A 26,457-nucleotide genomic window follows, 5' to 3' on the forward strand; every position below is an offset into this window, starting at 1 on the left:
GTGGGGAGCCGTGCCGCTCTACCTCGACTGCGATCCCGGGATCGACGACGCCCTCGCCCTCGGCTACCTGCTCGCCCATCCGGACGGCGACCTGGTCGGCGTCGGGACGGTGAGCGGCAACACCGACTCCGGCACGGCCGCCCGCAACGCGCTCGACCTGCTCGCGCTGTTCGGCCGGCCGGGCATCCCGGTGGCGACCGGCGCGCACGACTTCCTCGAGCGCCCGTACGCCGGGGGAGCGCCGCACGTGCACGGCGATCGCGGGCTCGGCACGGTGGAGCTGCCCGGCGCGGGCGCGGAGCCCGTCGCCGAGGATGCCGCGGACATGCTCCTGCGGCTCTCGCACGACCACGCCGGCGAGCTCCGCGTGCTCGCCATCGGCCCGCTGACGAACCTCGCGATCGCGCTCGACCGCGATCCCGCCGTCGCCGAGCGCGTGCGCGATGTCGTGATCATGGGCGGCGCGGCGCTCGCGCCCGGCAACGTGACCGCGGTGGCGGAGGCGAACATCCACAACGATCCGGAGGCCGCCGCGCGCGTGCTCGAGGCCGCCTGGGACGTGACGCTCGTGCCGCTCGACGTGACGATGGAGCACCGGCTCGAGGTGGAGGACCTCGCCGCGCTGGCCGACAGCACACGTCCGGCGGCGCGCGCCCTCGGGGCGATGCTCGACTTCTACAGCGACTTCTACGCGACCCGGTTCGGCCGCCGGCTGTCGGTGCTGCACGACCCGCTCGCGGCCGGCGTCCTGCTCGGCGAGGCCGTCGTCTCCCGTGCGCTCCGGATGCCGGTGCACGTCGACACCGGCTCCGGCCCGAACCGCGGGCGCACCACCGCCGACCTCCGCGACCTCTACGCGGCGGCACCGGCCGAGGATCCCGCCGGGGTGCGGGTCGTGCTGGCCGTCGCCGAGGACTTCGCGCCCGCCCTGCTCGCGCGGCTCCGCGAGGTCGGCCCGGCCTGAGCCCGCCCGGGCGGGGCCGGTTCCCGCCGCCTCGGCGGCTACCCTGGGGGCATGCCCTCCGAGACCGAGTCCGCGCGCCGTCCCCAGGTGCGACCGGCCGCCGAGGGCTGGGTGCAGCAGAAGGACGAGTCCGGCCGTCCGCTGCTCCAGTTCGCCTCGCCGAAGCGCGGCAAGCCGCCCGTGCACCTCGCAGACCTCACGGTCGCGGAGCGCGCCGCCCGGATGACCGAGCTGGGCCTGCCGGCGTTCCGCGCCAAGCAGCTCGCGACCCACTACTTCGGGCACTTCACCAGCGACCCCGCCGAGATGACGGACCTTCCCGCGGCCGGCCGCGAGGAGCTCGTCGCCGGCATGCTGCCGAGCCTGCTCACCGAGGTGCGCCGCCTGCAGACGGACCGCGGCGACACGATCAAGTTCCTCTGGAAGCTGCACGACGGCGCGCTCGTCGAGTCGGTGCTCATGCGCTACCCGGGCCGCATCACGCTCTGCGTCTCGTCGCAGGCCGGCTGCGGCATGAACTGCCCCTTCTGCGCGACCGGCCAGGCCGGACTGACCCGCAACATGTCGGCGGCGGAGATCGTCGACCAGATCGTGCGGGCCAACCGGGCGATCGCGGACGGCGAGCTCGGCGGCGGCCGCGCCGACGGCGGTCCGCAGCGGGTCACCAACATCGTCTTCATGGGCATGGGGGAGCCGCTCGCGAACTACGCCCGGCTCATGAGCGCCGTGCGCACCATGGTCGCGCCGCAGCCCGAGGGGCTCGGGATGAGCGCCCGCCACATCACGGTCTCGACGGTCGGGCTCGTGCCGGCGATCCGCAAGCTCGCCGCCGAGGATCTGCCGCTGACCTTCGCCCTGTCGCTGCACGCTCCCGACGACCAGCTGCGCGACGAGCTGATCCCGGTCAACTCGCGCTGGAAGGTCGACGAGGCGCTCGATGCGGCCCGCGAGTACTTCGAGACGACCGGACGCCGCGTCTCGATCGAGTACGCGCTGATCAAGGACATGAACGACCACGGCTGGCGCGCCGACCTGCTGGCCGAGAAGCTCAACGCGCGCGGCCGCGGCTGGGTCCACGTCAACCCGATCCCGCTGAACCCGACGCCCGGCTCGATCTGGACGTCGTCGGAGCCCGAGCAGCAGCAGGAGTTCGTGCACCGACTCGAGGCCGCCGGCATCCCGACGACCCTCCGCGACACCCGCGGCAAGGAGATCGACGGCGCCTGCGGCCAGCTCGCCGCCGCGGACGCGTAGGCGCCCGTGCTCGCCGCCCACGTGCTGACCTCCTGCGCGGCAGGGGTGGCCGACTGCCAGGACACCTCCTCCGACTCCGGCTGGGTCTGGATCGTGCTCGGCGCGCTGGCCGTCATCGCGGGGCTCGTGGCCCGGCGCGTGCACTCCCGTCGCCGGCTCCGCCCGGGGCGGGACGCCGAGCAGACCTGGATCTCGCACGCCGGCGACGGTCCGGCCGACAGCGGATCGCACGCCGACTGACGGTCGCCCTCGACCCGGCGGGTCGGCGCCTCCGAACCGCCTGGACGCCCCGTCGCCGACCCGGCGCGAGGTCGTGCCCGCGCGATAGCGTCGCCCCGGCGGTGCGGCCCGATCCGGCCGCCGGAGGAGGAGACATGACCGTGCTCACCGAGACGTTCCGACTGGCGAACGGCGTGGAGATCCCCAAGGTGGGGTTCGGCACCTGGCAGATCCCGGACGGACCCGAGACCTACGACTCCGTGCGCGTGGCGCTCGACGCCGGCTACCGCCACATCGACACCGCCGCGGCCTACGGCAACGAGGCGAGCGTCGGGCGGGCGGTGCGCGACAGCGGCATCCCGCGCGAGGAGATCTTCATCACGACGAAGCTCAAGGCGGAGCTGAAGACGGCGGCCGAGGCGCGCGAGGCGTTCGCGGGCTCGACGGCGGCGCTCGACCTCGGGGTGATCGACCTGTACCTGATCCACGCCCCGTGGCCGTGGAGCGACGCGGGCTCCGACCACCGCGCCGGCAACATCGAGGTCTGGAAGGTCTTCGAGGAGCTCTACGGCGACGAGAAGGTGCGCTCCATCGGCGTCTCGAACTTCGTGGTCGCCGACCTGGAGTCGCTCATCGACTCGACGTCGATCGTGCCGCACGCCGACCAGATCCGCTGGTTCGTCGGCAGCACCCAGGCCGAGACGACCGCGTTCGCGCAGGCGAACGACATCCTCGTCGAGGGCTACTCGCCGCTGCAGACCGGCGGACTGCTCGGCGACGACCGGATCAAGGCGATCGCCGACCGCGCCGGCGTCACGGTCGCGCAGCTCGCGCTGCGCTACCTGATCGAGAAGGACGTGCTCCCGCTGCCGAAGTCGGTGACGCCGGACCGCATCCGGGAGAACGCGCAGCTCGACTTCACGATCGCCGACGGCGACCTGGCCGAGCTCGACGGCATCACCGTCGAGGGCTGAGCCCGCCCGCCGGCCGCCGCTCGTCGCCATCGGGTCGAGCGCGGCCGGCGGGACTCGCGTACCAGCAGCCGATCCGCAGCACGCGCCGTGCGACATCCTCCGAACCGCCCGCCGCGACGACGGTCAGCACGGCCGCGAACGCGAGCAGCACCCACGCGACCGAGCGGCCGGTCGCCGTCTCGTCGTCCCCCTGGATACCCGTCACTCGTCGGACGCTATCCGGGGCGCCGGATCGCGGTCGTCATCCGCTCGGCCGATCCATCGGACCGGACGCGGAGGTGCGCCGGAGCGCGCGTCAGCCGACCGCGCGGCGGAGCAGCTCGGCGATGCGCCGCTCGACCTCCGGGGTCATCTCGGCGAGCGCCCAGCTCGTCGGCCAGAAGCCGCCCTCGTCGATGCTCGCCGCGTCCTGGAAGCCGAGCGTCGCGTAGCGGTACTTGAACTTGGCGGCGTCCTGGAAGAACACGACGGTCTTGCCGGCGGCGTTCTGATAGGCGGGCATGCCGTACCAGGTCTTCGCGCTGAGCTGCGGCGCGTGCTCCTTCACCAGCTCGTGCACGCGGGTCGCGAGGGCGCGGTCGTGCGGCGCCATCGCCGCGATCTTCTCGAGCTGCTCGGCCTCGAGCTCCTCCGGCGACGCCTTCGCGCGGCGGCGCGACTCGGCGGCGCGCTCCTTCATCGCGGACTTCTCCGCGTCGCTGAAGCCGTTCTCGCTCTGCTTCGTCGGCATGGCGACTCCTCCTCGTCGATCGATCCGCGCTCCGGCGGCTCGCGTCCAGTATGCGAAGGGCGCTCGACCGGCGCTTCTCCGATCCTGCTCGGATGGGGCGCCGGATGTCGGGGGAGCGCGGGAGGCTGACCGCAGCGGAAGGAGCTCCCATGACCAGCCTGCTCGTCGCCGTCGATCCGGCGTCCATCCCGACCAGCCCCGCCTTCGCGCAGGGGATGATCGCTCCGCCCGGCCGGACGCTGTACGTCGGCGGCCAGAACGGCATCGATGCCGACGGGACGCTGCTCGACGGGCTCGGGCCGCAGACCGCCCAGGCGCTGCGCAACGTCAAGGCCGTGCTCGAGGCGGCCGGCACGTCGCCGGCGAACGTCGCGCGGCTCACCATCCACCTCACGACGGGCGTCGATCCGACGGCCGCCTACGCCGCATCGCGGGAGGAATGGCCGTTCCGCACCGCAGTGACGGTGGTCGCCGTGATGCCGGCGCGGCCGGGCGTGCTCGTCGAGATCGACGCGATCGCCGCGGTCCCAGACCGATGATCCGGAGTCGGATCGTGCGGTCTCCGCCTGCATCTCCAGAGTAGCTCGCGACGGGGGACTTGCCGCAAGACCCCGGTGCGGGTGCAGGATGCCGAACCGTGCCCCGCCTCGACGCCCTCCCGTCCTCGCCCTTCGCCCTGCCCGACCGACTCGCCGCGAAGCGCGATCCGGCGCTGATCGGCGACGACGCGCAGCAGTTCGAGCGGCTCGCCGGGCACCTCGCGTCGACGGCCGCCGAGCTGTCCGACCGGCTCGCGGCGGAGCTGCGAGCCCCGGGAGGCGGCGGTCAGCGCGCGCTCGACCGCGACCAGGAGGTGCGCCGGCTGGAGTCGCGGCTTCGTGCGCTGCGTCGCTACGGGCTCGATGTCTGCCTCGGCCGGATGGTGCTCGAGGGCGAGGCGCGACCCGTCTACATCGGACGGCTCGGACTCGCGGACCCGGCGGGGGAGCGGTTGCTCGTCGACTGGCGCTCGCCCGCCGCGGCGCCGTTCTTCCGGGCCACGACGGCCGACCCGCTCGGGCTCGTGAGCCGGCGTCGGTACCGCTGGACCCGCGGGCGCATCACGGACTACTGGGACGAGGCGCTCGCCCCCGGCGCCGAGACCGCGGGCGCCGCACTCGACGACCAGTCCGCCTTCCTCGCGAGCCTCGCGGGGGAGCGGTCGGCACGGATGCGGGATGTGCTCGGCACCATCCAGTCCGACCAGGACGCGATCATCCGCGCAGACGGCCGCGGCGCGCTCGTCGTCGACGGCGGACCCGGCACCGGCAAGACGGTCGTGGCGCTCCACCGCGCCGCCTACCTGCTCTACTCCGACCCCCGGATGTCGCGCCGCCACGGCGGCGTGCTGGTCGTCGGGCCGAGCCCGGCCTACCTCGACTACGTCGCCGACGTGCTGCCGAGTCTCGGCGAGGAGGGCGTGCGCCTGGCCACGCTGCCCGAGCTCGTGGCGGAGGGCGTCGCCGCCGTGCCCGAGCCGGACGTGCGGGTCGCGGCGCTCAAGGGCTCGCGCGAGCTCGTCGACGCCGTCGAGCGCGCCGTCCGGTGGTTCGAGCGTCCGCCGGCGCAGCCGACGATGGTCGAGACCGACTGGGTCGACGTCGAGGTGGAGCCCGAGGACTGGCGGCGTGCGTTCGACGCCGCGGAGCCGGGCGTGCCGCACGACGATGCCCGGGAGGAGGTCTGGGCCGAGCTGCTCGCGATCGTCGCCGAGCGGGCCGCCGACGGCGAGCCCGTGGGGCCGGTGCACCGGGCGCTCGCGCAGAGCCCGGACCTCCGTGCGGCGTTCGCCGCGGCCTGGCCGGTGCTCGACCCGGCCGGCGTCGTGGCCGACCTCTGGTCGTCGCCCGGATGGCTGCGGCGCTGCGCGCCGGGGCTGTCCGACGAGGAGGTGCTCCTGCTGCAGCGCGCCGAGCCGCGCGCCTGGACCGAGGCCGACCTGCCCCTGCTCGACGCGGCCCGGCGCCGGATCGGCGACCCCGAGGACCTGCGTCGACGCCGACGTGACGAGGCCGCGGTCGCGCTCGAGCGGCAGCGTCGCGCCGAGGTCATCGACGACCTCATCGACGCGGACCGGCACGGCGAGGGCGTCATGGCGATGCTCGTGCACGACGATCTCCGCGAGCGGCTGCTCGAGGAGGGGCGGGGAGCGGCGCCGGACGAGCTCGCCGGCCCGTTCGCCCACATCGTCGTCGACGAGGCGCAGGAGCTCAGCGACGCCGAGTGGTCGATGCTGCTGAGCCGCTGCCCGTCGCGCAGCCTGACGATCGTGGGAGACCGCGCGCAGGCGCGACGCGGGTTCGCCGACTCGTGGACGGAGCGGCTCGCGCGTGCGGGCATCCCGCACGCCGAGGTCGCGTCGCTGACCGTGAACTACCGCACGCCGGAGGAGATCATGGCGGAGGCGGAGCCGGTCATCCGCTCGGCCGTCCCGGACGCGAACGTGCCGACCTCGGTGCGCGCGAGCGGGCTGCCGGTCCGCCGGGTGCCCACCGGCGCTGTCCGAGGAATCCTCGACGACTGGGTCGTCAGTCACGATGAGGGCACCGCCTGCGTGATCGCGGCGGACGCGGGGGAGGAACGGGTGCCCCATCCGTCCGGACGCGTCCGGACGCTGACGCCGGCGGCGGCGAAGGGGCTCGAGTTCGATCTCGTCGTGCTGATCGAGCCGGAGCGCTGGGGGAGGGGTGTGACCGGGGCCGTCGACCGCTACGTCGCGATGACGAGGGCCACGCGCGAGCTCGTCATCGCGGGGGAGGGACCGGTCGGGGGGCCGGGGGAGTAGCGCCGGGATGGAGCCGCATCGGCGGGGACTGGCACGCTGGGGACATGGCGACGATCTACGCGGTGGTGCATCCGGAGGCGGCGCATCACGTCGAGCGGCGAGTCGGCGGCTGGACCGACTCGCACCTGACGGACCGGGGCCGCGCGCACGCCGCGGCGATCGCGGCGCGCCTGCGTGAGCTGATCCCGGCGGGCGAGTCGGTGTCGGTGCGCACCTCGACGCTCGTCCGGGCCCGGCAGACCGCCGAGCCGATCGCTGCGGCGCTCGGCGTCGGGACGATCGAGGATGCGGATCTGCGGGAGAAGTCGTACGGCGATGCGCACGGCCGTCCGCAGGCCTGGCTGGATGAGCGCTTCTCATTCCCGCCCGGGGGAGCGGCCACCGCCGATCAGCGCCTCGATCACGACGAGGGGATCGACGGTGCCGAGACGAAGCGCGAGTGGATCGAGCGCGTCGACCGGGCCGCCCGCCGCGTGGACGAGGATCCTGCCGCGCACCGCGTCGTCGTCACCCACGGCGGCAGCGTGACGCCGCTGATCGCGCACTGGCTGCGGCTGCCGGTCGAGGCCGGCGCCTGGGCGGCGTTCCGCGCGCCGACCGGCAGCATCACGGTGCTCAGCGACGAGAACCCGTTCGGCAACCGGGAGCTGCGGCTGCTGGGGGACGTGCGGCACCTGTCAGGATGACAGCCCGCCGTTCGCCTCGGCGTCGAGGTCGATCCAGTAGCGCTCCTTCGCGCCGACCGTGTTCTCGAGCACTCCGCCGGCGGCCAGGATCGTGCTTCGCGAGGCCGGGTTGTCCGACTCGCACACGACGAGCACGCGATCGAGACGGAGGTGACGGGCCTCCCGGAGGATCAGCAGGAGGGCTGCCGTCGCCACGCCGCGACCGCGGGCGCTCGGCCGGATCCCGTAGCCGATATGCCCGCCCTCGGCGAGCAGCCAGTCGTTCAGCCGGTGGCGGAGGTGGATCGAGCCGAGCACCTCGGACGGGGCGTCGTCGTCGACGATCCACCAGGCGGTCGCGGGCACGAAGCCGTCCAGTCCGCGGGTGCGCTGCGCGATCTCGCGCTCGAGCCAGCGGTCGAAGACGTCCGGCTCGTGCAGCTCGAGCGCGTCGAAGCCGACGGCGGCGAAGCCGTGCAGGACCGCCCCGTCGAACTCGTCGATCGCCGCCAGCCACGAATCGCGTCGGTCGCGGTCGGGGAGGACGAGCGAGATCATGCGCTTCAGGGTACGGAACCCGTCCTGCGGAGGGGGATCCTCAGACGCCGTGATCTGTTCGTACTGACATAATGCGCATTATCGGTACAGTGGCTCGAGAGGTGGAGTCGTCGCGATCGCCGAGATCCTGCTCAGCCGCCGAGTGGATCGAGCGTGCCGCGCACGACGCCCCACGTCGTCCGGCTGCTCGGCCACGACAGCGCGGGCTCGACCTGGTCCGGTGCGCACCAGCGCCAGTCGTCGTGCTCGACGCCGTCGAGCTCCACCTCCGACCGGGCCGTCCACGCCGTGAAGACGCGCCGGCGCACGGTGAGCTCGGCGTCGACGACCACCTCGAACTCCGGCACGGCGACCGACAGGGCGTCCGCGTCGATGCCGATGCCGGTCTCCTCGAGCACTTCGCGCCGGGCGGCGTCCTCGTGCGATTCGCCCGCCTCGACTCCCCCGGTCACCGGCTGCCAGAACGGCGGATGCGGGCGCGGCCCCTCGGTGCGGCCGCGCTTGCGGAGCAGCAGCACGCGGTCGCCCTCCGCCGTCGCGCGGACGATCCAGACCTCGACGCTCGTGCGGACGGCCACGGACGCATTCGACCACGGCGAGCACCCGCGGTGCGAGCGATGACGTCCGTGCGGACCGCGTGTCGCGGGTCAGTACCCCATGCCGGAGTCGTCGCGGCGCTTCGGCTCCTCGGCGCCATCCGACGAGCCCCAGGTCGGCGTCGCCGAGTCGGCGGTGCCCGACACCCCCCAGGCCGGCGCGACGGCCTGGATCTCGCCCGACTCGATCGCCTCGATGCGGCGGTCGGCGCGCGACGCCGCGACGACCTGCAGCACGGCCGCGCCGAGGAGCAGCAGCACGGCGGCGCCGATGACGATCCCGACCCACATCGGCATGCCGACCGGGTTCACGAGGAAGGCCAGCGGTGCCGGGGCGCTCGTGGCGTAGCCGATGTCCTCAGCCTGCGTCGTCGCGATGCCCGGCGCCAGCCAGATGGCCGGCGCGAACACCGCCGCGACGCGGTACCGGCGCCCGGGGTCGGTGCGGTACCCGAACGGGATCGAGATCGTCGCCGCGGCCTCGGGCTTCTGGATGAGCCCGCGGCGCAGCACGGTCTTGCCGCTCGCGGCATCGGTGACGGTCACGGCCCAGGTGCCCTCGGGGGCCTTGCCGTCGTGGCCGTCGAGCCAGGTGCCGTCGAGGGCGAGCTGGAGCGTCGGCTCGGTCACGGTGGCCGGGTCGTCGACGATGCGCGACTGCACGTCGATGGTGAAGCCCTTCACCTCGATCGTCAGCAAGCCCGCCGTCTTGCTCGACGCATAGCCGGATCCGGCCGCCGGGTTGTAGATCGCCTCGAAGGTGTGCGTGCCGGTGCTCAGCGGCGCCATCGCGGCCGGCTGCGACAGGTAGGCGACGCCGCCGGGCTGCAGCGGCAGCTGCGACGCCCAGACGCCGGGCGCGCCGTCCATCGTCACGTCGATCGTGCCGGAGTTGGACGGCACCGGCGGCAGCGGCACGTTCGCGCTCGGCACGGACCCGTCCTGGTAGACCGCGCGCACCGTGACCTTGATCGGCACCACCCAGGCGTCGCCGAAGGCGATGCTGACGGTGCTCTCCGACGGGAACGAGGTCACCGTCGACACCCCGTCCGCGGCGCTCGCCGGGGTCGCGACGAGCAGACCCGCGAGGGCCAGGACGGGGACGAGGACCGCCGCCGCGATCGCATCACGCCGACGCACGGGGAGCCTCCTGGATCAGCGCGGACTCGAGCTCGTCGAGTCGGTGGAGCCGGCGACGCAGCCGGACGGCGAACACGACGCCGACCGCGACGGCGGCGGCGGCCAGCACCCCGGCGGCGAGCAGCGACCAGAACGGCAGCGTGAAGCCGGTCGGCGTGGTGCTCCGCGGCGGACCGTCGTCGGCCGGCTTCGTGAGGCCCGCGTTCGTCGACTGGCCGGTCGTGTAGCCGAACGGATCCGGCTGGGTGACGTCGAAGTCGCCGGCCGTCGAGCCGGACGGCGTGAAGTCGACCGACGCGGTGAGCTTCGCGTCCTCCGGCGCCTGCAGCCAGTAGGCGCTCACGTAGCCGGGGTCGCCGAGCTTGCCGGTGATCGTGTCGTCGTGCACGACGGCGCCGGTGTCGTCGATCACCGAGATCTTCCAGGTGCCGGCCGGGAAGCGGGCGCTGTTCGCGTCGCGGTAGATGGCCGGCGTCAGCCGGTCCATGAAGTCGCCGATGCCCTGCGAGGTGATGATCGCGTTGCCGGGCGCGTTGGGGTCGGCCGCGATCCGCGCGTCGAACGTCAGCGGCGCCTTCGTGATCGTGACCGACACGGTCCCGCTCTCGACCGAGCAGCCGAAGGCGGGCTGCACGGTGATGGTGAGCGTGTGCGTCCCCACGGAGAGCGGCGCGAAGTAGAACGAGCCGAAGCCGAACGTGGGCGAGTAGAAGCCGCTGTAGGTCGTGCTGTAGAGCTGCTTCGCGTTCTCGGCGACGGACAGGGTGCCCACGCTCCCGCAGCTGATCGAGCCGTCGACGGTCCAATCCTGGCCGTACTCGGCCTTGATCGCCCCGCCGCCGACCGACAGTGCCTTCGCCCGGCCGGCGATCGGCGCTGCGGAGGCCGGTGCCGCCGCCAGTCCGAGCAGGCCCGTCGCCAGCACGGCGACGACCGCGATCCTGGCCAGAGAAGTCCTCATGACCCGAAGCTAGCGGACCGGATCGACCCCGGATGCCCGTGTCGATAACGAGCGGATATCAACTACATGCCGCTCGGGGCATGGGCTCAGGGTCAGCCCTCAGGCGCCGGCTCCTTGAGGAACTGCATCATCGCGTCGAGCACGAGCGCGTGGTCGTCCGCCTGCGAGAGACCGGACACCCCGACCGTCCCGAGCAGGGCTCCGGCGGCGGTGCGGATGGGCACGCAGCCGCCCGCGACCGCGTACAGGGAGCGGTCGAGCTCGGCGTAGTCGCGGCCCGACGCATCGCCGCGGGTGCGGAGCAGGAAGGTGCTCACGCCGAAGCGCCGCACGGTGCGCTCCTTGCGGGCGAGCCAGTCGTCGTTGTCCGCGCTCGACCCCGGCATCCCGACGTGGAAGGCGATCTGATCGCCGATCGTGATGCGCACGGCGACCGGCAGGCTCCGCTCGGCGGCGATGCCGACCAGCATCGTGCCGAGGCGCCACGCGTCGGCATGGGAGAAGTCGGGGAAGACGAGCTTGCGCTCCTGGTCCTCCAGGCGCTTGAGGCGCCGGCGGTGATCGGTCTCGGCCATCGGGTTCAGCCCTTCTCGTCGGGTGTCGTGGTCCTGGCGATCGCATCCCGCGCCAGTGCGGGCAGGGTCAGCGGCTCGTAGGGCTCGCCGCTGCGCTCGAGGTCGGCTGGCACCCACCAGCGCCAGCCGCTGACGTCCACGCGCTCCTCGTCGGTCCAGTGCGCGCTCGAGGGCTCGAAGGCCGCGGTGCGCAGCGCGTAGAACTCGACGTGGCCGGTGTCGTGGTCGGCGGAGTCCCAGGCCACGATGAAGTCCTCGGCGAGCACCGGATCGCCGAGCTCGGCGCCGTCGACGGCGAGCCCGGTCTCCTCGAAGAGCTCCCGCACGGCCGCCGCGCGGTGGTCCTCCCCCGGATCCACTCCCCCGCCGGGCGTGATCCAGCGCGATGCGCCTGAGGTGTCCGGCGCCGCGGTCAGGAACAGCAGGATGCGGCCGTCCTCGTCGGACAGCAGGACCCGGCTGGTGAGCCGGTGCGCGCGGGCGTTCGGCATCGCGGGCGGGTCAGGCCTGGAAGTCGCTGATGTCGCCGACGTAGCGGGTGTGGCCGGCCGGGATCGGGTCGACGGCCGCCGCGGCGACCTCGGCCGCGAACTCGTCGACGCGGTACAGCCGCCCCGCGGTGTCGCGACGCGACTGGATGGCGCCCGGGTTCGCCCGCTCGAGCAGCGTCGCCGTGATCGTGCCCTCGATCATGTCGCCGGAGACGACGACGAACTCGACGCCCTTCGCCGCCAGCTCGGGCAGCCGCTCGCGCAGCGCGTCCTCGCCGGCGCGCTTCGAGCGGGCGACCGGCTCGTACTCCGGCATCGTCGGCGTGGTGGCGATGAAATGGGCCTGGTGGCTCGTGACGAACACGACACGGGCGCCGGCGGGCATGAGCGGCAGGGCCGCCTCGAGCACGTTCACCTGCGCGTCGCGGTTGAGCCGCAGGGCGTAGTCCTCGCCCATGCCGGACTCCATGCCGCCGGAGGCGTTGAGCACGAGCAGGTCGAGGCCGCCCCAGTGCTCGGCGACGGTGCCGAGCATCTCGCCGACGGAGGCCGGATCGGTCAGGTCGGCCGCGATCGCGATCGCCTCGCCGCCCGCCTCCTCGATGCCCGCGACCACCTTGAGCGCGCGGGGCGCCTTCTGGCGGTAGTTGACGACCACCTTCGCGCCCGCGGCGGCCAGGTAGCTCGCCGTGTCGGCGCCGATGCCGCGAGACGAGCCGGTCACGAGGGCGCGGACGCCGTCGAGCGCGCCGGGGGTCAGGGGGCCGGGGGTCTGGGGGTCGCTCACGGGGTCCGACACTACCAACGGCGGGACCGCCGGACGCTCGCGGGTCCCGGCTCGCGCACACCTCCGCCGTCTATGCTGGGAGTCGAGACATCATCGACGCTGGGAGGTGCCGGATGGACGGCGACCTGATCACATCCTGGGCGTGGGTGGCGTGGATCGCGCTCATCCTGATCTTCGCGGTCATCGAGATGCTCACGCTCGACTTCACGTTCCTCATGCTGTCGATCGGCGGCATCGGCGGCCTCGTCAGCGGCCTGGTCGGCGCGCCCTGGTGGCTGCAGGTGATCGTCGCGGGCGTGCTCGCCGTGATCCTGCTGTTCCTCGTGCGCCCGCCGCTGCACCGTCGGCTGCACCGCGGGGCGGATCCGGCGAGGAGCAACGTCGACGCCCTGCTCGGCCAGAGCGGCACCGTCGTGCGCCGCTTCGTCGACGGCGCCGGCCAGGTGAAGCTGGCGAACGGCGAGACGTGGACGTCGCGCCTCCAGACCGCCGGGGGCATCGCCCCGGACGAGGGCGACCGCGTCGTCGTCATCTCCATCGAGGGCGCCACGGCCGTGGTCTCCCCCGCAGAAAGGACCGTCTCGTGAACTCCGGCGATCTGTTCGGCGCGATCATCCTCGTGATCGTCGTCATCGTCGTCGTCATCTTCGTGCTGACGACGATCTTCCGGTCCATCCGGATCATCCCGCAGGCCTATGCCGGGGTGGTCGAGCGGCTCGGCCGCTATCACAAGACGCTCACCCCGGGCCTGAACCTCCTCGTGCCGTTCATCGACCGGCTGCGGCCGCTCGTCGACATGCGCGAGCAGGTCGTCAGCTTCCCGCCGCAGCCCGTCATCACCGAGGACAACCTCGTGGTGTCGATCGACACGGTCGTCTACTTCCAGGTCAACGACGCGCGTGCGGCGACCTACGAGATCGCCAACTACCTCGGCGCGGTCGAGCAGCTCACGATCACGACGCTCCGCAACGTGGTGGGCGGTCTGAACCTCGAGGAGGCGCTGACCAGTCGCGACAACATCAACGGCCAGCTCCGCGTCGTGCTCGACGAGGCGACCGGCAAGTGGGGCATCCGCGTGGGCCGCGTCGAGCTCAAGTCCATCGAGCCGCCGTCGACGATCCGCGAGGCGATGGAGAAGCAGATGCGCGCCGAGCGCGACCGCCGCGCCCAGATCCTCACGGCCGAGGGCACGAAGCAGGCCGCGATCCTCCAGGCGGAGGGCGCCCGGCAGGCGTCCATCCTCAACGCGGAGGGTGACGCGAAGGCCGCCGTGCTGCGCGCCCAGGGCGAGGCGGAGGCCATCCAGACCGTCTTCAGCGCCATCCACGAGGGCGACCCGGACTCCAAGCTGCTGGCCTACCAGTACCTGCAGACCCTGCCGAAGCTCGCGGAGGGCGAGAGCAACAAGCTCTGGATCATCCCGAGCGAGCTCACCGAGGCCCTCAAGGGCATCGGCGAGGGCTTCTTCGCGCCGCGCGATCAGCCGCGTGACACGCCGCCGGCAGCCGGCTGAGGCGGGCGCGGGCTGGTTCGCGCCCGCGACGCCGCGCGTGCTGGCCCATCGCGGTCTGCACACGACCGCGCCCGAGAACACGCTGCTCGCGTTCGCCTCGGCGCTCGCCGCGGGCGCCGAGTACCTCGAGACCGACGTGCACGTGACGGCGGACGGCGTCGCGGTGATCGCGCACGATCCGGACCTGCGGCGGATCGCCGACCGCGACGTGCGGATCGACCAGCTGACGATGCGCGAGCTGCGCGACGTTCCGCTCGGCGAGGGCCAGGGGTTCTGCTCCCTCGCGGAGCTGCTCGACGGCTTCCCCGACGCCCGGCTCAACATCGACGTGAAGACGGCCGGCGCGGCGGCGCCCGCGGCCGCGGCCATCGCCGAGGCCCGAGCCGTGCACCGCGTGCTCATCGCGTCGTTCGACGACACCCGCCGCCGTGCCGCGGTCGCGCTGCTGCCCGGCGTGGCGACCTCTGCGTCGTCGCGCGGCTCTCTGCTCGCGATCGTCGGCGGCGTGCTCGGCTGGGCCGGGCTGGCGCGGCTCGGGCTGCGCGGCGTCGACGCGGTGCAGATCCCGTCGCACTACGGGCCGCTGTCGACCTCGAGCCCCCGGATCATCGCCGCCCTGCACCGCGCGGGGGTGGAGGTGCACTACTGGACGATCGACGATCCGGCCGAGATGCGGCGGCTCCTCGACGCCGGCGCGGACGCGATCATCAGCGATCGCGCGGACCTCGCGCTCGAGGTGGTCGCCGCCCGGAGGTGAGGCGGCGCCCCGCATCCGCTGGGAAAGCCCTGGAACGGGCCGCCGACGGGCATGTCCGGGACGAATCTGTCGTTAGAACGGAGTCGGCACAGACAGAAGGAGGCCACACGATGGCTGATCGCAGTCTGCGGGGGATGCGGCTCGGATCACAGAGTCTGCAGAGCGAAGAGGGCGTCGAGTTCTCTCCCCGCAAGAAGAGCATCTACCGCACGGACGACGGCACCCTCTTCGAGGTGATGTTCGCGGCTGACGCGGACGTCCCGGAGAAGTGGGAGTCGCCGAAGAACGGACTCGAGGGGCGCCTCGTCGGCGACGACGGCGAGCTCGTCGAGTTCGAGCAGGCGGAGGCGAAGGCCCCGCGCACCCATTGGGACATGCTGCTGGAGCGGCGTACCATCCCGGAGCTCGAGGAGCTCCTCGAGGAGCGCCTTCAGGTGCTCCGCGCCCGGCGCGGCGCGGCCTAGACCGCACCAGCACCAGCACACCTCAGCGCGCCGGCGGGCTCAGCCCCGCCGGCGCTTCGGCGTGCCCGGAGGCCGGGTGGCGCGGCGGCCGCGCGTCGCGGCGAACGCCGCGAGCAGCACGGTGAGGCCCACGCCGCAGACGAGCTGCTCGAACTGGCGCCCGAGCAGCACCGCGGGCGTCGTGCCCGTGCGCACCGGCACATCCGTCACGATCGTGTACGGGGTGTCGATCGGGCCCTGGCGGGTCACGCGCCCGTCGGGCAGGATCACGCCGCTCGTGCCGACCGTGGAGATGTTGACGACCGCGCGGCCGGTCTCCATGGCGCGGATGCGGGCGATGGCGAGCTGCTGCAGGTTCTCGTCGGTGCCGATGAAGTCGGCGTTGTTCGTCTGCGCGAAGATGACGCCGGCGCCCTGGTCGACCGTGTCGCGCACGAGCTGGTCGTCGACGATGTCGAAGCAGATCGAGATGCCCGCGACGACCCTGCCGAGATCCATGACGGCATCCGTCGTGCCGGGTGTGTACTCGCGCTGCACCAGATCGATGAGGTCGGGTGCGAACGGGCGCCAGAACGCGCGGTCGGGGATGTACTCGCCGAACGGCACCGGGTGGCGCTTGTCGTAGTGGTCGACCATGCCCTTGCCGGCGACCCACTCGAACGACGTGTTGAAGTACTCGCCGCCGTGGGTCGTGACCGTCGCCGCGATGACCGGGCCGTCGATCCGCTCGGAGAGCCCGTCGAACACCCGCGCCGCCTCGGCCACCCGGTTCGGGTCGAGGTCGGACGAGCCCTCCGGCCAGAGCAGCACGTCGAGGTCGTCGCCGAGGATCGGCGTGGAGGCCTGGAGCTGCGCGCGGAGGATGTCGCCCTGGTACTCGGGCGGGTCGAAGTAGCCGGACTTCGGGTTGCCCTGCACGGCCCCGACCCGCACCGTGCCGTCGGGCGTCGTCGGGAAGCGCGGCACCCCGACGAGCAGGATCGCGACGAGCACGACGACCGCGCCGCGGAGCAGGCCCGCGATCCGGGCCTCGCGCGCCGCCTCGAGCGCGACGGCGGTCGCGGCGACGATCGCGAACGTCACGCCGGCGACGCCGAGCCACGAGAACAGCGGCGCGATCGGGCCGCTCGCCTGGCTGAACGCGACGCGGCCCCACGAGAAGCCGCCGTAGGGCCAGGTGCTCGAGATGCCCTCCCGCAGCGTCCAGAGCCCGCCGACCACGACCGGGAGCAGCAGCAGGCGGGTCCAGGCGCCCGGCCAGGCGCTCGGGAGCCACCGGTAGGCCAGGGCGATCAGCACGGCGCCCGCGGCGCTCCAGAGGGTCATCAGGGTCGCGAGCGCGCCCCACGGCAGCAGGCCGAGGAACTCCGTCGCCCAGAAGATGTGCGCGTACCAGAACGCGGCGCCGAACACCGCGCCGACGAGGGCGGCGCTGCCGGCGCGGCGACCCTGCAGCGCGAGCAGCTGCAGCGCCACCCCGACGATCGCGAGCGGCCAGACGTCGTACGGCGAGGAGGCGGCGAGCAGCGAGGCGCCGCCGGCGGCGGCCGCGACGAGGGCGGCGGGGAAGGGCAGCGGCGGCGCGCTCGGCGGCGCGGCCTCCGCGGCGATGCCGCGTCCGAGCCCGGGCACGCGGGCGCCGCGCCGCAGCAGGTCGGCCATCAGGCGACCATGCTGTCCGCGACGATGCCGCGCCGGATGCCGTCGATCGCCTTCCTGGCGGTGCGGCCCGTCTCCCCCGCCGCGACGAGCGAGATCTGATCGAGGAGGTCGATGGCCTGCTTCATCCAGCGCACGAAGTCGCCGGCGGCCAGATCGGCGTCGCGGAGCACGCTGTCGAGTCGCGCGCCCTGCGCCCAGCGGTAGGTGGCCAGCGCGATGCCGGGGGCCGGCGCGTCGCTCTCCGGCAGGCGGTGCTCGGCCTCGAGGACGCTGAGGCGCTGCTGCACCGTCTCGGTGGCCTCGAGCGCCTCGCGGAAGGGTCCGCGCGGCAGCTGGGTGCCCGAGTCGGGCGACTCGCGTCGCGGCTCGTAGACGAGCGCGCTGACGATCGCGGCGAGGGCTGCCGCGTCGAGGTCGTCCCACAGTCCGAGGCGCAGGCACTCGGCCACGAGCAGGTCGCGCTCGCCGTAGATGCGGCGCAGCAGCCGCCCGTCGGGCGCGACGGTGATCTCCGAGCCGGAGCCGGTCAGGTAGCCGAGCTCGAGCAGCACCTCGCCGACGCGGTCGAAGACCTGGGCGACCGCGCCTGTGCGGCCGTCGATCTGGCGGCGGAGGCCGTCCGTCTCGCGCTTGAGGCGCCACCAGCGCTCCGCCCACCGCGAGTGCGCCTCGCGCTCGGCGCAGGCGTGGCACGGGTGCTGCTTCATCCGGCGGCGCAGCTCCTGCATCCGGCGCTGGCGCTTGTCCTGGTCGGAGCGGCTCGCGGCGCGGTCCCGCGACGCCTTGCGCTCGAGGTCGCTGAGCTCGCGGCGGATGCCGGAGTACTCCGCGAAGTCGCCGAGATGGCAGGTCATCGCCTGCCCGTAGCCGGCGAGCGACTCCTCCTGCGACCGCACCATGCGCGCCAGGTCGACGACGGCTCGGTCGGCCTGGAACTGGGCGAACGACGACTCGAGCACGTCGCGGGTGCGATCGCGGCCGAACTGCTCGATGAGGTTGACCGCCATGTTGTAGGTCGGCCGGAAGCTCGAGTTGAGCGGGTAGCTGCGGCGGGAGGCGAGCGAGGCGACCGCCTGCGGGTTCATCCCGTTCGTCCACTGGATGACGCTGTGGCCCTCGACGTCGATGCCGCGGCGGCCGGCGCGGCCGGTGAGCTGGGTGTACTCCCCCGGCGTGATCGGCACCCGGCTCTCGCCGTTGAACTTCTCCAGCTTCTCGAGCACCACCGTGCGCGCGGGCATGTTCACGCCGAGCGCGAGCGTCTCGGTCGCGAAGACGACCTTGACGAGCTTGCGCTGGAACAGCTCCTCGATGACCTCCTTGAAGGCCGGCAGCAGCCCGGCGTGGTGGGCTGCGACGCCGCGGGTCAGGCCCTCGAGCCACTCCCAGTAGCCGAGCACGCCGAGGTCCTCGTCGCGGATGCTCCGGCAGCGCTCCTCCGCGATCGCGCGGATCTCGTCGCGCTCCCACGCCTCGGTGAGGCGGAGGCCGGAGCGCACCACCTGCTTCACGGCGCTGTCGCAGCCGATGCGGCTGAACACGAAGAAGATGGCGGGCAGCAGGTTGCGCCCCTCGAGCATCTTGATGATCTCGGGCCGCTCGACCCGCTCCCCCCGCGTCTCGCTCCACGAGCGCGTGCCCTCCGAGCCGGATCCGCCCGATCCGCGCCGGTGGTTGCCGCCGCGGCCCCCGCCCCGGTAGCCCCCGCTCTCGCGGACGCCGATCGAGGCCTGCCGCGCGAGCTCCGGATTCACCCGGTTCGTGGCCGCCGTGCCCGACGAGTCGAACAGGTCGAGCAGCTTCGCGCGCACGAGCACGTGCTGGTCGAGCGGCACCGGCCGCTCCTCCGACACGATCACGTCGGTGTCGCCGCGCACGGCCTGCAGCCAGTCGCCGAACTCCTCGGCGTTCGAGACGGTCGCGCTGAGGGAGACCATCCGCACCTCGGGCGGGAGGTGGATGATGACCTCCTCCCACACCGCCCCGCGGAAGCGGTCGGCGAGGTAGTGCACCTCGTCCATGATCACGTAGCGGAGGTCGCGCAGCAGCGGCGAGTCCGCGTAGAGCATGTTGCGGAGCACCTCGGTCGTCATCACGACGATGCGCGCCGAGCTGTTGACGTTGCTGTCGCCGGTGAGCAGCCCGACCTGATCGCTGCCGTAGTCGCGCACGAGCTCGCCGTACTTCTGGTTCGACAGCGCCTTCATCGGCGTCGTGTAGAAGACCTTGTCGCGCGCCTCGAACATCGCGAGGTTCACCGCGAACTCGGCGACCACCGTCTTGCCCGCGCCGGTCGGGGCGGCGACGAGCACGCTGCGGCCCTCCTCCAGCGTGCGGCACGCCGCGAGCTGGAACGGGTCGAGGTCGTAGCTCAGCCCCGCCCGGAACGCCTCCAGCCGCTTCGACCCGCGCCCCGCGCGGAACGCCGCGTAGCGCTCCGCCGGGGACGGAGCGCTCATGCGTACTGGCCGGCTTCGAGCGCCGCCCTCCTGCGCGCGGCGATGCGGTCGTGGCCCATGCTGATGCCCACTGCGGCGAAGTAGAGGATGACCATCGGCACCGCGAGCAGGAACATCGACAGCACGTCGGCGGCCGGGGTCGCGATGGCGGTGAACAGGGTGATCGCGAGGATCGCCCAGCGCCAGCTCTTGAGGATGGTCTTGCCCTCGATGATGCCCATGAAGTTGAGCAGCACGAGGAACACCGGCAGCACGAACGCGATGCCGGTGGCGATCACGAGCTTGAGCACGAAGTCGAGGTAGTTCTTCGCGTCGATGATCGTGGTGTCGTTCGGCGGCGCGAAGCTCGTCATGAGCTCGACGATGTGCGGCATCACGAAGAAGCCCGCCGCGCAGCCGAGCAGGAACAGCGGCACGGCCGAGAAGAAGAACCCGAAGATGTAGCCCTTCTCGCGCCGGTTCAGGCCCGGCACGACGAAGGCGAACACCTGATAGAGCCAGACCGGGCTCGAGACGACCAGCCCGATCGTGATCGCGACCTGCATGCGCACGTCGAAGGCACCCGAGATCGACGTGTAGTTGATGCTCGAGAGCCCGTGGTTCTTCGCGTTCGCGACGACGCGCATCGGGGTCTGCAGGTACTCCCATGCGGGGTCGAACAGGAAGAACCCCGCGACGGCGCCCAGCAGGACGCCGAGCGCGGCGAAGAACAGTCGTTTGCGGAGCTCCAGCAGATGCTGGATGAGGGACATCCGTCCTTCGGGATTGCGGCTCCGCCTGGTGCCCGCGGCCACCGTCGCCAGACTAGGAGGTCTTGTCGGAGGAGCCGCTCGTCGTCGACGCGGCCTCGCTCTTCGGGGCCTCGGCGCTCGTGGACTCGACCTTGGTGTCGTCCTTCGCGCCGTCCTTCAGCTCATCGCGGAGGATCTTGGTGGACTGCCCGAGGCTGCGAGCCAGAGCGGGGAGCCGGGTCGCGCCGAAGATGAGCAGCACGATGATCAGCACGATCAGGAAGTGCCAGCCGGTCAGGTTGCTGAAGATGCCCATGGCCTCAATCCTCGGGTCGGGACGACGTTGTCGGGACAGTGTAACCCGGGAACCACCGGTTCGCCGGTGCGCCGGGGCCGCGTTCAGCCCGCGTAGTGCGAGGCCGCGGCGCGCGCCCAGGCCGCGACGGCCGCGCGGGCTTCCGGCGGCTCGACGACGCGCGCGACGCCCGACATCCCGGCCACCAGCCGGGCGAGCGCCTCGTACGACGTGACGTGCAGGCTCGCCCGCACCATGCCGTCGTGCTCGCTCGTCGGCGCGTCCTGCAGGTAGTCCTCGACGAGCGGCAGGGCTGACGGCGCGACCTCGATCACGACCGGCAGGTCGTCGGGCGACCCTTCGAAGAGCGTCTCCGGCAGGGCGACCTGGTCGGCGCGGTGCTCGATCGGCGCGTCGGTGACCTGCACGTCGGCCATCCGGTCGAGCCGGAAGGTGCGCAGCGCCTCGCGGGAATGGCACCAGCCGCGGAGGTACCAGTCGGTGTCGACGCTCTCGAGGCGCAGCGGGTCCACCCGGCGGCGCTCCGTCTCGCCGCGTGCGCTGCGGTAGTCGAGCTCGACCTGCACCCCGCGCTCGAGCGCCGACCGGATGAGCGCGAGCGTGGCGTCCGTCTCGGGCGCCCGCTCGACGCCGAACGGCGCGATCTCGCCGCTCGCGCCGAGCGAGAGCTTCGCGGTCAGGGTGGCGATCACCGCGGAGTCCGCGTTCTCCGGCAGCGCGGAGAGGTACTGCAGGCCCGCGATGAGCGCGGCCGCCTCGCGGGCGGAGAAGCGCGGCGAGTCGTCGATCGCGACGAGGTTCGTCAGCACGATCTCGTCGCGCTCCTCGAAGTCGTCCCAGGCGATGTCGAACAGGTCGTCGGGCTGGTACGCGGCGGTGTCGCCGGGCACGCCGCTGATCGCGATGAGGCGCACGGACTCGCGGATGACCTCCGGCGCCACCCGGAAGTGGGCGGCGGCGCGGTCGACGGTCACCCGGTCGTTCTCGACGAGCCAGGGCACCAGGGTCAGCAGGAAGCCGAGGCGGTCGCGGGCGGTCAGCGGCGGCGCGGCCTGCTTGCGGCGCCCGGGATTCTTCGCGGCGGCCTTCGCGCTCCGCTTCGGCTGCTCCGGCTGCTCCGGCTCAGGCATGCTCGGCCTCCGTCCGCTCGAGGCGCTCGAGGACGGCGGCGCGCAGCTCCGGCGGCGAGAGCACGACCACCTCGGGGCCGAAGGCGGCGAGCTCGTCGGCGAGGATCGCCAGGTCGACCCAGTGCAGCCGCAGCCGTCCGTCGCCGAGGTCCTCCGCGCCGCGACGGCGGCCCAGCCGGCGCGCTGCGTCGGTGTCGGGCTCGGTGCGCACCTCGGCGACGCTCTCGCTCCAGACCCGCTCGAGGCCGGCGACGGCCTCCGCGTAGAAATCGCCCTCCGTGCGCGGCGCGGGCGCCGCGCCCTTCAGCACGACCTTGCCGACGATGCGGCGCAGCAGGAAGTTCTTGCGCAGCCCGGTGTCCGGCTCCTCGGCGGAGAGGTGCCAGCGGCCCTGGTACTGCACGACCGCGAGCGGGATCACCTCGCGCTGGCGCGCCTCGGCCTCCCCCGGCTTGAGGTACGGGAAGCGCACGAGCTGGTGGCGCTCGAGGGCGTCGCGGAGCGGGCCGAACGCGGGGTCCCGCAGCCGCAGCCGGGGCTCGATCACCGGCAGCGGGCCGGTCGCCTCCCCGGCCGCCGACAGGCCGCGCAGCTTGATCAGCGCGCGGCGGGACTCCCCCGCCACCTCGCCCTCGCGCCACACCATCGCGGCGAGGTCGAGCAGCGCGCGCTCCTCCGGCGAGAACTGCACGTCGCGCGGCAGGTCGTAGGCGCCCTTCGGGATGCGGTAGCGCAGGTTCTGGTTGTTGCCGGGGTCGCCCGGGTCCTCGATCGTCTCGAGCGGCACGCCGAGGTCGCGGATGTCGTCCTTGTCGCGCTCGAACTGGCGCTCGAGGGCGGAGTTGTCGTGCCCGGGCCGGTAGCGGCCGCGGTAGCCCTGCACGACGGTCAGGATCTCGGACTTCGTGAGTCCGGCGTCCGACGCGAGGAGCGCGAGCACGAGGCTGAAGAGGCGCTCTTCGACGGGGATGCGCGGGGCGGGGGTGTCCGACACGAGAGGAATCCTATGGTCGAGGAGGACACCCGGCCGTGTCCATGCGGCGAGCCGTCCGCCGCGGAGTCAGGCTAGCGCGTCAGCCGACGACACCGAGGATGTCGACCACCCAGACGGTGGTCTGCGAGCCCTGGCTGGCCGGGTAGACGAACATCACCTGCGAGCCGACGGTCTCGCCCGCGAGGCGGGTCGGGAACGGCAGCGACGTGCCGTCGCTCCCCGTCAGCACCTCGCCGACCTTCGCGACCTGCGGGCGGGCGGTCGTCCACGACGACTGGCCGACCGTCGCGGTCGAGTCCCAGGTCCACGACTGGTACTGCACCAGGGCGCTCTCGCCCTTCTTCAGCTCGGCGCCGCCGCCGGCCTTCACGACCGCGGTGCGGAACGTGGTCGGCGGCTTGTTGACGTTCGGCAGCACGATGCCGGGCTGGCCGTCGGTCGCGGTGACGACCGCGGGCAGCGAGTTGTCCTGGAGGCGGTTGACGCCGTCCGCCTTGCCGGGGAACGCGTCGAGCACCTGGAACGCCATGACGAGCACGGTGCTGCCGGCGATGCCGGCCTGCTCCGCCTGGGCCTTGCCGAGGAGGTCGTCGGCCGTCGTCACGAGCGAGACCCGGGTGCCGACGGTGCGGCACTCGAGCGCCTTGCCGATGGCGTCGTCGTGGCCGACCGTGCGCGGGAAGAAGACGTCGTAGCCGTAGGTCTCGATCGCCTCGCCGGTCTTGCCGACGGAGAGCGTGTAGCCGACCTGCGCGATGTCGCCGTCGTGCAGCTGCGTGCCGGTGCCCTCGCGGAGCACGGAGAGCTGCGTGCGCTTCGTCTCGAGCGGCGTCGGGAAGCTGACCTTCGGGCCGGCGGCCGACCAGCGCGCGCTGACGGCGTCGCTCGAGGAGCCGGACGTGTACGGACCGCAGACGGCGTTGTCGCGCGACTCGTTGACCGTGGTCGAGCAGGCGGTCAGGCCGGCTGCGAGCACGACGGCGGCGGCGAGCACGGAGGCGATGCGGCGCACTGAGGGTCCTTCCGGAGGATGAGCGGATCGAGTCTATCGGCTGGGATCCGGTGAGATCCCCGGGTCGGCGCCCGTGCCGCGGGCGAGCGCCTCGGCGTCGCGGACGACCCGGCGGAGCCGCTTGTCGCTGCGGTCGCGATCGCCCAGGGCGCCCGGGGTCCAGAGCTCCACGTCCTCGTCGTCGTACTCCGACTTCGAGGCCCGGCGCTGCAGGGACGGCAGCACCGCACCCGGTGCCAGGCGGCGGGCCGTGACCAGGAAGCCGGTGTGCCCGACCATCCGGTGGTCCGGTCGCACGGCGAGCCCCTCGACGTGCCAGCCGCGCACGAGCGTCTCCACCGGATCCGGGTGCGTGTAGAGCCCGGTCGAGCGGATGGCCTCCGCGACCCGCGAGAGCTGGGTCACCGTCGCGACGTAGCAGATGAGCACGCCGCCGGGGCGGAGGGCGTCGGACACGGAGGGCAGGCACTCCCACGGCGCGAGCATGTCGAGCACGACCCGGTCGACGGTGCCGGGCTCGACGGCCTCGGGCAGCGCCTCGGCCAGGTCGCCGATGCCGATCGACCAGTTGTCCGGCACGGCGCCGAGGAACGCGGCGACGTTCGCCCTGGCGATGTCGGCGAACTCCTGCCGGCGCTCGAAGGAGAGCAGCCGGCCCTCGGGCCCGATCCCGCGCAGCAGCCAGAGCGACAGCGCGCCGGAGCCGACGCCGGCCTCCACGACCGTGGCGCCCGGGAACACGTCGGCGAGCGAGAGGATCTGCGCCGCGTCCTTCGGGTAGACGATCGCGGCGCCGCGCGGCATCGACATCACGAAGTCGCCGAGCAGCGGGCGCAGCGCGAGGTAGTGGTCGCCGCTCGAGCTCGCGACGACCGAGCCGTCGGGCTGCCCGATCAGGTCGTCGTGCGCCACGAAGCCTCGGTGCGAGTGGAAGTCCTTGCCCGCCTCGAGCGTGATCGTGTTGAGGCGGCCCTTCGGGCCGGTCAGCTGCACGCGGTCGCCCGGCGCGAACGGGCCGCTCCGGCGGCGCTCGCCGCTCATGCCCGGCTCCTCGTCGCGTGCACGGCCACGAGGTCGGCCAGCCCGCGGCCGGCGGGACCGTCGGCCCACAGCGTGTACGCGGGGCTCTCCGGCAGCGCGATGTGCATCGGCACCGCGATCGTCGAGGCGCCGGCGGCGACCGCCGAGGCGACGCCGGGCTCCGAGTCCTCGATGGCGACGGCATCGCGCACGTCGATGCCGAGGCGCTCGGCGGCGAGGAGGTACGGATCGGGCAGCGGCTTGGCCGGGATGCCGTCGCCGGGCACGATCACGTCGAACGAGCCCTCCGGCATCGCCGCGACGACGCGCTCCGCCATCCGGCCGATCGACATCGTGACGAGTGCGGTCGGGATGCCGGCGGCGCGCACCTCGGCGAGCAGCTCGCGGGCGCCGTCGCGCCATGGCACGTGCTCGTCGATGCGCGCCAGCACCCGGTCGGTCAGCAGGTCGATGATCGCCTGCGGCTCGAGGTCGACCCCGCGCGAGCGCAGGATCATCGCCGAGTCCATGAGGCCGTTGCCGACGAGGCTCAGCGCGTCCTCGTGCGTCCAGGTGCCGCCCCAGCTCTCGATGAGCTCGGTCTCGGCCTCCATCCAGTACGGCTCGGTGTCGACGAGCGTGCCGTCCATGTCGAAGAGGACGGCGGCGGGGAGGTCGTCGGTCACGACGGATGAGTCTACGGCGGACGGACGGCGGTCCCGGCGGCTCCCGAGCAGGGCGTCCTATCCTGGTGGGATAGCCGGCGACAGCCGGCGGGAGCAGGAGGGCCACCGCGTGGCAGAGCAGAGCGCCTTCGGCAGCGGACCGGTCGTCGTCGTCGCCTTCGAGGGCTGGAACGACGCCGGCGAGGCCGCCAGCGGGGTGCTGCGCGCGCTGCGCGACCAGCTCGAGGCGCACGTGATCGCGTCCGTCGAGAGCGAGGACTACTTCGACTACCAGTTCAACCGGCCGAGCGTCGCGATCGACGACGACGGGCGCCGGCGGCTGGAGTGGCCCGAGGTGACGCTGTTCGCGCCGACCGCCGACGGGCCGCACCTGCTGCTCGGCACGGAGCCGTCGCGGGGCTGGAAGACGTTCGCGGCGGAGATCGTCGACAAGCTGCTCGCCATCGACGCGACCGGCGTCGTGTTCCTCGGCGCCATGCTCGCCGACGTGCCGCACACCCGACCGATCTCGGTGTTCGCCTCGAGCGAGGACGACGACCTGCAGGAGCGCTTCGGCCTCGAGGCCTCGAGCTATGAGGGCCCGGTCGGCATCCTCTCGGTGCTCGGCGACGCCGCCGAGCGCGCTGGCATCCCGTCGCTGTCGATCTGGGCGAGCGTGCCGCACTACGTGCACAACGCGCCCTCCCCCAAGGCCACCCTCGCGCTGATCCAGAAGCTCGAGGAGTTCCTCGCGCTCAGCGTCGACCGCGGCTCGCTCGTGGAGGACGCCGCCGCCTGGGAGAGCGGGATCGACGCGCTCGCGAAGGACGACGAGGACATGGCGGCTTACATCGAGCAGCTCGAGCAGGCGCGCGACACGGTCGACGCCCCGGAGGCGAGCGGCGACGCCATCGCCGAGGAGTTCGAGCGCTACCTGCGCCGCCGTGACGGCCGCGGCGGCCCCGAGCGCCCGCCGGGCCCCGCCGGGATCTGAGC

30 protein-coding genes are annotated in these 26,457 nt (G+C 73.0%); 12 read left to right on the forward strand and 18 right to left on the reverse strand.

The window, feature by feature from the left end; translation table 11 throughout:
* Positions 1–10: 10 nt before the first annotated feature.
* The 4 genes from AC1RSJ_RS06710 to AC1RSJ_RS06725 all read left to right on the forward strand — a co-directional run bounded on the left by AC1RSJ_RS06710 (position 11) and on the right by AC1RSJ_RS06725 (position 3,411).
* Positions 11–964, forward strand: a complete 954-nt coding sequence (locus AC1RSJ_RS06710; RefSeq protein WP_493117569.1) for a nucleoside hydrolase — start codon at positions 11–13, stop codon at positions 962–964.
* Between the two features lie 51 nt (positions 965–1,015).
* Positions 1,016–2,218 (forward strand): dual-specificity RNA methyltransferase RlmN, encoded by a 1,203-nt coding sequence (gene rlmN / locus AC1RSJ_RS06715; RefSeq protein WP_493117570.1) that lies wholly within the window; start codon positions 1,016–1,018, stop codon positions 2,216–2,218.
* Positions 2,219–2,224: 6 nt separating this feature from the next.
* Positions 2,225–2,458, forward strand: a complete 234-nt coding sequence (locus tag AC1RSJ_RS06720; RefSeq protein WP_493117571.1) for a hypothetical protein — start codon at positions 2,225–2,227, stop codon at positions 2,456–2,458.
* Between the two features lie 134 nt (positions 2,459–2,592).
* Entirely contained in the window at positions 2,593–3,411 is an 819-nt protein-coding gene (locus AC1RSJ_RS06725) for an aldo/keto reductase (RefSeq protein WP_493117572.1), read from the forward strand.
* Here AC1RSJ_RS06725 and AC1RSJ_RS06730 read toward each other — a convergent pair.
* Together AC1RSJ_RS06730 and AC1RSJ_RS06735 are read right to left on the reverse strand one after the other, a co-directional pair.
* The gene (locus AC1RSJ_RS06730) at positions 3,395–3,616 is read right to left on the reverse strand and encodes a hypothetical protein (RefSeq protein WP_493117573.1); all 222 of its coding nucleotides are present in this window, start codon (positions 3,614–3,616) and stop codon (positions 3,395–3,397) included. The two genes, AC1RSJ_RS06725 and AC1RSJ_RS06730, sit on opposite strands and share 17 nt — an antisense overlap.
* 90 nt (positions 3,617–3,706) lie before the next feature.
* Positions 3,707–4,141 carry an iron chaperone gene (locus AC1RSJ_RS06735; protein WP_493117574.1) on the reverse strand — a complete coding sequence of 145 codons (435 nt, stop codon included), beginning with the start codon at positions 4,139–4,141 and terminating at the stop codon, positions 3,707–3,709.
* Positions 4,142–4,290: 149 nt separating this feature from the next.
* Here AC1RSJ_RS06735 and AC1RSJ_RS06740 point away from each other — a divergent pair, with 149 nt between their 5' ends.
* The 3 genes from AC1RSJ_RS06740 (at position 4,291) to AC1RSJ_RS06750 (ending at position 7,651) form a co-directional block, all read left to right on the forward strand.
* On the forward strand, positions 4,291–4,680 hold the full coding sequence (locus tag AC1RSJ_RS06740) for a RidA family protein (protein ID WP_493117575.1): 390 nt from the start codon (positions 4,291–4,293) through the stop codon (positions 4,678–4,680).
* Between the two features lie 98 nt (positions 4,681–4,778).
* Positions 4,779–6,965: an RNA polymerase recycling motor ATPase HelR gene (gene helR / locus AC1RSJ_RS06745; protein WP_493117576.1), complete on the forward strand. Its 2,187-nt coding sequence runs from the start codon at positions 4,779–4,781 to the stop codon at positions 6,963–6,965.
* A gap of 44 nt (positions 6,966–7,009) precedes the next feature.
* Positions 7,010–7,651, forward strand: a complete 642-nt coding sequence (locus AC1RSJ_RS06750; RefSeq protein WP_493117577.1) for a histidine phosphatase family protein — start codon at positions 7,010–7,012, stop codon at positions 7,649–7,651.
* Here the strand turns inward: AC1RSJ_RS06750 and AC1RSJ_RS06755 are convergent.
* From AC1RSJ_RS06755 to AC1RSJ_RS06785, 7 genes are all read right to left on the reverse strand, one after another.
* Entirely contained in the window at positions 7,643–8,188 is a 546-nt protein-coding gene (locus tag AC1RSJ_RS06755; RefSeq protein ID WP_493117578.1) for a GNAT family N-acetyltransferase, read from the reverse strand. The two genes, AC1RSJ_RS06750 and AC1RSJ_RS06755, sit on opposite strands and share 9 nt — an antisense overlap.
* A 131-nt stretch (positions 8,189–8,319) precedes the next feature.
* On the reverse strand, positions 8,320–8,766 hold the full coding sequence (locus tag AC1RSJ_RS06760; RefSeq protein ID WP_493117579.1) for an NUDIX domain-containing protein: 447 nt from the start codon (positions 8,764–8,766) through the stop codon (positions 8,320–8,322).
* A 69-nt stretch (positions 8,767–8,835) separates the two neighbouring features.
* The gene (locus AC1RSJ_RS06765; RefSeq protein ID WP_493117580.1) at positions 8,836–9,924 is read right to left on the reverse strand and encodes a hypothetical protein; all 1,089 of its coding nucleotides are present in this window, start codon (positions 9,922–9,924) and stop codon (positions 8,836–8,838) included.
* Positions 9,911–10,885 (reverse strand): hypothetical protein, encoded by a 975-nt coding sequence (locus AC1RSJ_RS06770; protein WP_493117581.1) that lies wholly within the window; start codon positions 10,883–10,885, stop codon positions 9,911–9,913. The genes AC1RSJ_RS06765 and AC1RSJ_RS06770 overlap by 14 nt, the downstream gene beginning before the upstream one ends.
* A gap of 92 nt (positions 10,886–10,977) precedes the next feature.
* A complete protein-coding gene (locus AC1RSJ_RS06775) occupies positions 10,978–11,460 on the reverse strand; it encodes a heme-degrading domain-containing protein (RefSeq protein ID WP_493117582.1) in 483 nt (160 codons plus the stop codon).
* Between the two features lie 5 nt (positions 11,461–11,465).
* On the reverse strand, positions 11,466–11,951 hold the full coding sequence (locus AC1RSJ_RS06780; RefSeq protein WP_493117583.1) for an NUDIX hydrolase: 486 nt from the start codon (positions 11,949–11,951) through the stop codon (positions 11,466–11,468).
* Between the two features lie 10 nt (positions 11,952–11,961).
* Positions 11,962–12,738: an SDR family oxidoreductase gene (locus AC1RSJ_RS06785; RefSeq protein WP_493117584.1), complete on the reverse strand. Its 777-nt coding sequence runs from the start codon at positions 12,736–12,738 to the stop codon at positions 11,962–11,964.
* A 113-nt stretch (positions 12,739–12,851) separates the two neighbouring features.
* On the opposite strand from AC1RSJ_RS06785, the gene AC1RSJ_RS06790 reads away from it, so the two are divergent.
* The 4 genes from AC1RSJ_RS06790 to AC1RSJ_RS06805 all read left to right on the forward strand — a co-directional run bounded on the left by AC1RSJ_RS06790 (position 12,852) and on the right by AC1RSJ_RS06805 (position 15,472).
* Positions 12,852–13,325 (forward strand): NfeD family protein, encoded by a 474-nt coding sequence (locus AC1RSJ_RS06790; RefSeq protein ID WP_493117585.1) that lies wholly within the window; start codon positions 12,852–12,854, stop codon positions 13,323–13,325.
* Positions 13,322–14,251, forward strand: a complete 930-nt coding sequence (locus AC1RSJ_RS06795; protein WP_493117586.1) for an SPFH domain-containing protein — start codon at positions 13,322–13,324, stop codon at positions 14,249–14,251. Before AC1RSJ_RS06790 ends, AC1RSJ_RS06795 begins: the two co-directional genes overlap by 4 nt.
* Positions 14,226–15,008: a glycerophosphodiester phosphodiesterase family protein gene (locus AC1RSJ_RS06800; RefSeq protein ID WP_493117587.1), complete on the forward strand. Its 783-nt coding sequence runs from the start codon at positions 14,226–14,228 to the stop codon at positions 15,006–15,008. The genes AC1RSJ_RS06795 and AC1RSJ_RS06800 overlap by 26 nt, the downstream gene beginning before the upstream one ends.
* 110 nt (positions 15,009–15,118) lie before the next feature.
* A complete protein-coding gene (locus tag AC1RSJ_RS06805; RefSeq protein ID WP_493117588.1) occupies positions 15,119–15,472 on the forward strand; it encodes an RNA polymerase-binding protein RbpA in 354 nt (117 codons plus the stop codon).
* A 39-nt stretch (positions 15,473–15,511) separates the two neighbouring features.
* Here the strand turns inward: AC1RSJ_RS06805 and lnt are convergent, their stop codons facing one another.
* From lnt to AC1RSJ_RS06850, 9 genes are all read right to left on the reverse strand, one after another.
* Positions 15,512–17,134: an apolipoprotein N-acyltransferase gene (gene lnt, locus AC1RSJ_RS06810; RefSeq protein WP_493117589.1), complete on the reverse strand. Its 1,623-nt coding sequence runs from the start codon at positions 17,132–17,134 to the stop codon at positions 15,512–15,514.
* Positions 17,134–19,593 (reverse strand): DEAD/DEAH box helicase, encoded by a 2,460-nt coding sequence (locus AC1RSJ_RS06815; RefSeq protein ID WP_493117590.1) that lies wholly within the window; start codon positions 19,591–19,593, stop codon positions 17,134–17,136. The genes lnt and AC1RSJ_RS06815 overlap by 1 nt, the downstream gene beginning before the upstream one ends.
* A complete protein-coding gene (tatC, locus tag AC1RSJ_RS06820) occupies positions 19,590–20,345 on the reverse strand; it encodes a twin-arginine translocase subunit TatC (RefSeq protein WP_493117591.1) in 756 nt (251 codons plus the stop codon). Before tatC ends, AC1RSJ_RS06815 begins: the two co-directional genes overlap by 4 nt.
* Before the next feature lie 52 nt (positions 20,346–20,397).
* A complete protein-coding gene (locus AC1RSJ_RS06825; protein WP_493117592.1) occupies positions 20,398–20,640 on the reverse strand; it encodes a twin-arginine translocase TatA/TatE family subunit in 243 nt (80 codons plus the stop codon).
* A gap of 83 nt (positions 20,641–20,723) precedes the next feature.
* Positions 20,724–21,770, reverse strand: coding sequence for a helix-turn-helix transcriptional regulator (locus AC1RSJ_RS06830; protein ID WP_493117593.1), 1,047 nt, complete (start codon positions 21,768–21,770; stop codon positions 20,724–20,726).
* Entirely contained in the window at positions 21,763–22,764 is a 1,002-nt protein-coding gene (locus tag AC1RSJ_RS06835; RefSeq protein WP_493117594.1) for a helix-turn-helix transcriptional regulator, read from the reverse strand. The genes AC1RSJ_RS06830 and AC1RSJ_RS06835 overlap by 8 nt, the downstream gene beginning before the upstream one ends.
* Positions 22,765–22,843: 79 nt before the next feature.
* Complete coding sequence (locus AC1RSJ_RS06840; RefSeq protein ID WP_493117595.1) at positions 22,844–23,776, reverse strand: FKBP-type peptidyl-prolyl cis-trans isomerase; 933 nt, start codon at positions 23,774–23,776, stop codon at positions 22,844–22,846.
* Between the two features lie 33 nt (positions 23,777–23,809).
* Positions 23,810–24,817 carry a tRNA (adenine-N1)-methyltransferase gene (locus AC1RSJ_RS06845; protein WP_493117596.1) on the reverse strand — a complete coding sequence of 336 codons (1,008 nt, stop codon included), beginning with the start codon at positions 24,815–24,817 and terminating at the stop codon, positions 23,810–23,812.
* A complete protein-coding gene (locus tag AC1RSJ_RS06850) occupies positions 24,814–25,482 on the reverse strand; it encodes an HAD family hydrolase (RefSeq protein WP_493117597.1) in 669 nt (222 codons plus the stop codon). The genes AC1RSJ_RS06845 and AC1RSJ_RS06850 overlap by 4 nt, the downstream gene beginning before the upstream one ends.
* A 109-nt stretch (positions 25,483–25,591) precedes the next feature.
* Between AC1RSJ_RS06850 and AC1RSJ_RS06855 the strand changes: the two genes are divergently transcribed.
* On the forward strand, positions 25,592–26,455 hold the full coding sequence (locus AC1RSJ_RS06855) for a proteasome assembly chaperone family protein (RefSeq protein WP_493117598.1): 864 nt from the start codon (positions 25,592–25,594) through the stop codon (positions 26,453–26,455).
* Positions 26,456–26,457 lie beyond the last annotated feature (2 nt).

This window comes from Schumannella sp. GW821-FHT10F01 (assembly GCF_058809295.1).